General features: G+C 63.3%; 8 protein-coding genes. All 8 read right to left on the bottom strand.

Annotation, left to right across the window (positions count from 1 at the left end):
- Window positions 1-83: 83 nt before the first annotated feature.
- Window positions 84-1,106: a phosphate acyltransferase PlsX gene (gene plsX / locus I2E26_RS00415; protein WP_195419178.1), complete on the bottom strand. Its 1,023-nt coding sequence runs from the start codon at window positions 1,104-1,106 to the stop codon at window positions 84-86.
- Window positions 1,107-1,210: 104 nt separating this feature from the next.
- Window positions 1,211-1,390 (bottom strand): 50S ribosomal protein L32, encoded by a 180-nt coding sequence (gene rpmF, locus I2E26_RS00410; RefSeq protein WP_147588367.1) that lies wholly within the window; start codon window positions 1,388-1,390, stop codon window positions 1,211-1,213.
- A 143-nt stretch (window positions 1,391-1,533) separates the two neighbouring features.
- The gene (locus tag I2E26_RS00405) at window positions 1,534-2,088 is read right to left on the bottom strand and encodes a DUF177 domain-containing protein (protein WP_195419177.1); all 555 of its coding nucleotides are present in this window, start codon (window positions 2,086-2,088) and stop codon (window positions 1,534-1,536) included.
- A 2-nt stretch (window positions 2,089-2,090) separates the two neighbouring features.
- The gene (locus I2E26_RS00400) at window positions 2,091-2,591 is read right to left on the bottom strand and encodes an ATP synthase F0 subunit B (protein WP_147588369.1); all 501 of its coding nucleotides are present in this window, start codon (window positions 2,589-2,591) and stop codon (window positions 2,091-2,093) included.
- Between the two features lie 59 nt (window positions 2,592-2,650).
- On the bottom strand, window positions 2,651-3,145 hold the full coding sequence (coaD, locus tag I2E26_RS00395; protein WP_195419176.1) for a pantetheine-phosphate adenylyltransferase: 495 nt from the start codon (window positions 3,143-3,145) through the stop codon (window positions 2,651-2,653).
- Window positions 3,138-3,758 carry a 16S rRNA (guanine(966)-N(2))-methyltransferase RsmD gene (rsmD, locus tag I2E26_RS00390; RefSeq protein ID WP_195419175.1) on the bottom strand — a complete coding sequence of 207 codons (621 nt, stop codon included), beginning with the start codon at window positions 3,756-3,758 and terminating at the stop codon, window positions 3,138-3,140. The genes coaD and rsmD overlap by 8 nt, the downstream gene beginning before the upstream one ends.
- Window positions 3,755-5,935 (bottom strand): ATP-dependent DNA helicase RecG, encoded by a 2,181-nt coding sequence (recG, locus tag I2E26_RS00385; RefSeq protein ID WP_195419174.1) that lies wholly within the window; start codon window positions 5,933-5,935, stop codon window positions 3,755-3,757. Before recG ends, rsmD begins: the two co-directional genes overlap by 4 nt.
- Before the next feature lie 12 nt (window positions 5,936-5,947).
- The coding region (locus tag I2E26_RS00380) for a DAK2 domain-containing protein (protein WP_370551405.1) at window positions 5,948-6,814 on the bottom strand (867 nt) is incomplete at its 5' end.

Genomic DNA, 6,814 nt, shown 5'->3' with positions numbered 1-6,814 from the left:
AGGCCGCGCGGACGCCCTGCCGTATCGACAATCGGTTAGTAGTGTACCCGCTCGAGCAGGGCTGCTCAACACGAGGGCTCACGCTACCGAACAATACCATCCATAGAAGCCGCAACGTTGTCCACAAGGCCCGCTCGCACGGCCTGGGCCGTGGCCAGGGCGCCGTTCTTCACGGCCTCGACGGAGGTGGCGCCATGGCCTATCAGCACGACCCCGCGCAGGCCCAGCAGGATCGCCCCGCCCTTGGCGTCGCCGCTCATCTTATCCTTCAGCTCCTTGAGGTCGGATTTGATGAGCATGGCGGCGATCTTGCCGCGCAGCGAGCTCTTGAGAGAGGTTTTGAGCTCGGCCATGAGGAACTTCGCAGCGCCCTCGGTGGCCTTCAGGGCCACGTTGCCCGCGAAGCCGTCCGTAACCACGACGTCGAAATCGCCGGAGACGATATCGTTGCCCTCGCAGTTGCCGATGAACCCGGGGACATGCTCACGCATGAGCGGGAAGCACGACTTGGTAAACGCGGAGCCCTTGCCCTCCTCGGTGCCGTTGGAAAGCAGGCCGATGCGGGGGGCGGAGACATTCAGCACCGTACGGGCATAGGCGGCGCCCATCTGCGCGAATCGCACGACATCCTCGGGATCGACATCCGGGTTCGCCCCCATATCGCAAAACACCGTCAAGCCGCCGCGGCGATTGGGGAGCGTAGAGGTCAGGCACGGGCGGATGGGGCGCTTCTCCCCCGTCGACGCCTGGAACTTAAAGGGAGTGACGTAGGCCACGCCCGCGGCGGTGACGGCGCCGGTGGAGCCGGCCGAGAAGAAACCATCGACCGACCCCTTCTTAACGGCACGACAACCCAGCACGATGCTGGACTTACGCTTCTTCATGACCGCCGCGATCGGGTCGTCCTCCATCTCGATAACGTCGGGAGCGAACAGCGCCTCCGCGCGCTCGTGCTCGTTGCAAAACGGCTCGATCTGCTCTTGGGGGCCGGCGACGACGATCTCGAGCCCCTCATCGGCCTCGAGCGCGGCCGCGATTCCACGCAGCACGACCTCGACGGGCTCATCGCCGCCCATGGCATCAACGCAAACACGAACAGTACTCATGATGTCAAACTCCCAACGGAACCATTTGCCCTCTATAGCGAAATGGCCGACTCACCGAGCCGGCCATGCTTGTTTCGCGATAACGTCACGATAGCTCATGAGAGCTACTCGGTAACGATGACCTCACGATCCTTGTAGAACCCGCAGTTGGGGCACACGTGGTGAGGAAGCTTCACGGCACCGCAGCGGGGGCACGCGGAGCGTGCGGCGGCGGTGATCTTCATGTTCGTGGAGCGACGGGAATGCGTCTTCGCGCGACCCTTTTTTTGCTTAGGTACTGCCATGTTGACCTTCCTTATAAACTAATCTTGAGCACAATTACGCGCAAGTAGCGATATTAGCATAGATACGTCCTGTGTACAGGGGAGATTTTGATGAACACCACCTGCGTAGAGGAATTGTGAACGAAGCTTCACAATCAAGCTGCCTAGACGTCGAACTTAAGGTTCTTCAAGGCTGCGAAGGGGTTTTCATCGCTCTCCACCCAGCGCTCCTCGGCGCCGGCGGCGCAGTCGCACTGCTCGCGATTGAGGTTGACCCCGCACACGGGGCACAGGCCGGCGCAATCGGGCTGGCACAGCACGACGTAGGGAACGTCCATAACGACGGCATCGTTGATGGCGCCCGCCAGATCGATGAGGCGGTCCTCGCCGATGAGCTCGAAGCCGTCTTCGAACCCCTCTCGGTCCTCGGGCTCCTCGAAGAGGTAGTATTCCTCGATCTCGCCCGCGATCTCCACGTGCGCCTCATCGAGGCAGCGGTCGCACGCACCCGTTGCGGTGGCCCGAACCATGCCCGTCACGAGAATACCGTCGCCGGCGTTGGTGAGGACGACATCATAGGAGATGCCGTCGGCAAGTGCGAAGTCCTTATCCCCCACCGTGAAACTCGAGACCTCGACGCGTCCGTTCACCGGAAGCGACTCACCGGGGTTCTCGAGCTGGCCGGTAAGGTCGACCACGACTGGAATCAACTCGTCCATGGCTACCAGGCACCGTTCTGGGACTGGCTCGCGCTCTCATTGAGCTGGGAGCGGCAGCGTGCAACGGTAGAGGTAAGGCTCTTGAGGTTCTCCTCGAGATGCGTGAACACCTGCTCGGCGTAATCCTCGGCGGCGTAGCGCGTCTCGCGCTCGTACTGCTGGGCGCGGTCGCGGATATCATCGGCCTGCTGCTGGGCAAGGCGAACGATCTCCTGCTCGCCGGCGATGGTGAGCGCCTGCTGGGCGGCATCGGCCACGATGGAGTCAGCCTGGGACACGGCGGAGGCCAGGAGCTCATCGCGCTCGCGCAGGATACGGCGGGATTTCTGCCACTCTTCGGGATAGCTCATGCGGATCTCTTCGAGGATGTTGAAGAAGACCTCGGTCTCGATCACTTTGAACTGCGCGCCCTTGCCGAAAGGCGGCTTGGCCTCCTCGATGATGCCCTCAAGCTCATCGACCAAGCTCTCAATCCTCTCGCCAGGAAGGTACTCGCCCGGCATCCGATCTCCTTTCAACGGTTTCATGTCAATCGGTAATGGTACCACATGCTGCAAGCGACTTACCGAAAGCGGTCGCGCAGCGCGCCAACTACGCACGCGGGCACGAAGTCCGACACATCCCCTCCAAAGGAGGCGATTTGGCGAACGACCGATGAGGAGAGGTAGCCGTACTGCGGAGAACTCATGACGTAGATGGATTCGAGCTCGGCATCGAGGCGGTAGTTGAGCTCGGCCTGTTGCAATTCGTACTCGAAATCCGTCATGGCGCGAAGCCCCTTGACGACGGCGCCGGCATGCTGCTCACGGGCGAAATCGACGAGCAGCCCCGTAAAAGGCAAGACCGACACGTTGCCGATATCCGACAGCGCACGGCTCGCCATCTCGACGCGCTCGTCGAGCGTGAAGACCGTGCCCACGCCGTTTTTTCCAAGGGATTCGGCCACGGCGACGGTCACGCTCGGGAACAGGCGGCTCGCACGGCGCACGACGTCGATATGGCCGAATGTGATGGGATCGAAGGTGCCGGGGACCAGGGCATGCTCGATGCTACTCATCGGCGCCCGCCTCGCACGTAGCATCGCGATCGGGCGAAGCGGAGCCGTAGCGAAGCAGCTGGACGGATGTTCCACCATATCGCTTATCGCGCACCTCCGCGAACCCGCGCGCAGACGCGCCCGCCGAACCGCGCGCATGCTCGTAGAGCGCCACGGCGCCCTCGCGCAACAGCCCGCGGCTCCCAAGGTTATCGAGCAGGGAGCTCACCGTGGAGGCATCGAGCGCATACGGGGGATCGAGGACGACGACGTCGAACGGGGCGCCGGGAACGCGCCCGCGCTCGGCAGCGGCCAAGATATCGCCGCCCACGACGGAGCCGCGCGAGGCGGGACACGAGAGCGACTCGAGGTTCTTTCGAACGAGCTGCGCAGCGCCGCGGTCTACATCGAAGAAGACGGCGCGATCCGCACCGCGCGAAAGCATCTCGATGCCCATGGCGCCCGACCCCGCGAAGGCATCGAGAACGCAGGAGCCCTCGATGCCAGTCTCGAGAGCGGAATCGATCATCGAGGCGCAGGCCTCGCGCACGCGATCGGTCGTGGGGCGCGTGGTCTCGCGACCCTTTGGTTCTGCGAGCTTGCGCCCGCGCCAGTCGCCGGCAATGATTCTCATCCGCCGCTGACCTCCTTGAAAACATCTCCGTATCGATCGATCACCTCGTGGCGCAGGGGCAACGTGGCGGTCGCATGAAGCCGCGGAGCATACCGCAGCAGCTCGCAGGCATCGTCATGGGCCGCCTCGACGATATCGGCATCATCGTCGAGGTCGACGAAGCGAAGGCTCACCCCGCCATGCTGCCGCAGGCCGAGAATCTCCCCTTCATGACGCAGGCGAAGATCCAGCTCGGCCAATGCGAAGCCGTCGGATGTCGATTCGAGGGCTTCCAGACGGTCGAGCGAGACGTTGCGCCTGGAGCGCGAGCGCTTGAGCGAGCACATGACGTAACACGAGCCAGATAGCTTACCACGTCCGACGCGGCCCCGCAGCTGATGCAGCGTAGCAAGGCCGAAACGCTCTCCATTCTCCACGACCATCACCGTGGCATTGGGCACATCCACGCCCACCTCGACGACGGTGGTTGAAACGAGCACATCGACGGCGCCGGCGCGAAACGCCTCGATGACTCGATCCTTCTCGCGCGGCGGCATCTTGCCATGGAGCACGTCTACAACACGATCGGGAAACATGCGGGAAAGCTCTTCGGCCTCGCGTTCCACGGATCGCAGCGGCGGCCGCGAACGCTGCCCGCCGCCATCCATCGCCTCGACCCCGGGCACGTCCTCGAGCTCGTCTTCGGGCTCCCTCTCGTTGACGAGAGGACAGATAACGTATGCCTGCTGTCCGGACTCGAGCGCGGCGCGAACGGCCCCCCAGGCGATATCGCGGTTGGCATCGTCGAGCACGCGCGTCGAAACGCCGGCACCTGGCACGGGCCTGGTGCGAATGATGCTGGTGTCCAAATCGCCATACACGGAGAGGGCGAGCGTGCGCGGAATAGGGGTCGCCGTCATGACGAGCAGATCGGCGCCGGGCCCCTTGGAGCGCAGGATGTTGCGTTGGCCCACGCCGAAACGATGCTGCTCGTCGATCACGACGAAGGACAGATGCGCGAAGCGGACGTCATCGCTCAGGACCGCATGCGTGCCGAACAGGACGTGGAGCGAGCCCGAAGCCAGGTCGTGCAGGATCCGCTCGCGCTCCCGATGCCCCGTGGAACCCGTGAGCAACGCCCATCGAATTCCGGCGGCGTCGAGCAGCGGACCGCATTTCACCGCATATTGCTGCGCGAGAACGCCGGTGGGAGCCATCACGCATGCCTGGGTCCCGGTGTCGGCGACCAGCGCCAACGCCGCGCTCGCCACAGCGGTCTTGCCCGTACCCACATCGCCCAGAAGCAAGCGGTTCATAACGCGCCCGGGATTCATCATATCGCGCTGGATATCATCCACGGCCGCGCGCTGCTCGGAGGAAAGCTCGAATGGGAGCGCGGCGATGAGCGCGGCGGCATGTTCCCCCCGAACATGCGCGACGGGCCGAACCTCCAAAAGATTCGCGTCGTTTCGCAAGCGGAGCGCGAGCTGCAGGTACAGGACCTCTTCATACGCCAACCTGCGGCGAGCCAGCTTGACCTGACCGGTCGAGGAAGGAAAGTGAATCTGGCGAAGCGCGCGGGAGAGGCTCATGAGGCGCCGGCCGGCGCGAAGCCGAGCCGGTATGGGATCGCATAGATCGACCGCCTGCTCGAGCGCGGTCGAAACGATACGTCGCATCCAAGCTGCGGTAAGCCCCTCGCGCACCCTATGCACCGGCAGGATAGAGCCGGTTTTCGCACTCGCATCAAGTTTCTCGAAATGTGGCGACGCCATCTGCTTGAAGCCGTACGAGAACTCGACCTTACCCATCACGGCCAGCCGGTCACCACGTTTGATCTGCTGGGCGATCCACGGTTGCTTGAAAAAGGCGACGTTCATGACGCCGGTATCATCGACAAGGGCAACCTCGGTAACCGTGAGGTTGGGGCGCGGACGCTTTTGCAGCACCCGATCGACCACCGCGACGACCGTGCAGACCGACCCGATGGGCGCGGTTTCGATGGAATGGGCATGGCTGAAATCTAGATACCGATATGGAACGTGAAAGAGGAGGTCCCCCACCCGATGTACATCGAGCTTGCGAAGGGCCTCCTCACGCGATGCCGAAACATATGGAAGACGCGCCACGTCTGCACCGAGCAGCGAGGTGCGCGAAAGTCGCGCGGATGCGTCCGGCAGCTGCACGCCGCGCGACATGATAAGCCGTCCCTACTCGATGGAGAAGATGATCGGATACAGGGGCTGCTCGCCACGCTGGGCGTCGATCTCAAGGTCGGGCTGGGCCTCTTCGATGGCATCCAGAATCTCCTGGAAAGCCTCGTCATCAAGCTCTTCGCCGGCCAGGATGGTGAGAGAATCGCCCTCCTCATCGTCCATCATGCGATTGATGCAGTCGACGGTGACCTGCTTCACATCGGAACCGACGATATCGATCGAACCCGAGATGATGCCCATGACGTCGCCGTCGTGGATGGGCGTGCCGTCGGAAGCGGAGCTATCGCGGACGGCGCGCGTAACCTCGCCATCGCGAACCTCGGCGAACGCCTCGACCATGGCCTCGACGCACTCGTCGAGATCGGCGTCGGGCATAACGGCGAAGAGCGCGGAGAACGCCTGCGGCACGGTCTTGGTGGGGACCACCGCGACGCGCTTATCCTTGCAAGCGGAAGCAGCCGCATCGGCGGCCATGCGAATGTTGGAGTTGTTGGGCAGGATGATGACGGCCTCGGCATTCACCTGGGAAACCGCATCGAGAAGATCGGCGGTGGAGGGGTTCATGGTCTGACCGCCCGACACGACCACGTCGACGCCGAGAGATTTCAGGATGTCGGCCTCGCCGGATCCGGCCGCAACGGCAACGAAGCCCAGGGGCTTCGCGGGCTCGGAAGCAGCCTGCTGGTCGGCATGGATCTTCGCGGTACGCTGGGCCGCCTCGATATCCATGTTATGGATGAACACCTCGTATACCTGGCCGTACTGCAGCATGTGCTCGAGCACCAGGTTGGGGGTATTGGAATGAACGTGGATCTTATAGTCGGGGTACGCACCCACGAGCAGCTCGCAGTCGCCCATGGA

Source organism: Collinsella sp. D33t1_170424_A12 (genome assembly GCF_015554865.1).
Taxonomy (GTDB): domain Bacteria; phylum Actinomycetota; class Coriobacteriia; order Coriobacteriales; family Coriobacteriaceae; genus Collinsella.
This window is presented reverse-complemented; position numbering and strand designations above follow the sequence as displayed.

What these genes read in the sequence shown, in the direction of transcription:
- plsX (WP_195419178.1), bottom strand. Translation starts at nt 1,106, where the DNA reads ATGAGTACTGTTCGTGTTTGCGTTGATGCCATGGGCGGCGATGAGCCC.
- rpmF (WP_147588367.1), bottom strand. Translation starts at nt 1,390, where the DNA reads ATGGCAGTACCTAAGCAAAAAAAGGGTCGCGCGAAGACGCATTCCCGT.
- I2E26_RS00405 (WP_195419177.1), bottom strand. Translation starts at nt 2,088, where the DNA reads ATGGACGAGTTGATTCCAGTCGTGGTCGACCTTACCGGCCAGCTCGAG.
- I2E26_RS00400 (WP_147588369.1), bottom strand. Translation starts at nt 2,591, where the DNA reads ATGCCGGGCGAGTACCTTCCTGGCGAGAGGATTGAGAGCTTGGTCGAT.
- coaD (WP_195419176.1), bottom strand. Translation starts at nt 3,145, where the DNA reads ATGAGTAGCATCGAGCATGCCCTGGTCCCCGGCACCTTCGATCCCATC.
- rsmD (WP_195419175.1), bottom strand. Translation starts at nt 3,758, where the DNA reads ATGAGAATCATTGCCGGCGACTGGCGCGGGCGCAAGCTCGCAGAACCA.
- recG (WP_195419174.1), bottom strand. Translation starts at nt 5,935, where the DNA reads ATGTCGCGCGGCGTGCAGCTGCCGGACGCATCCGCGCGACTTTCGCGC.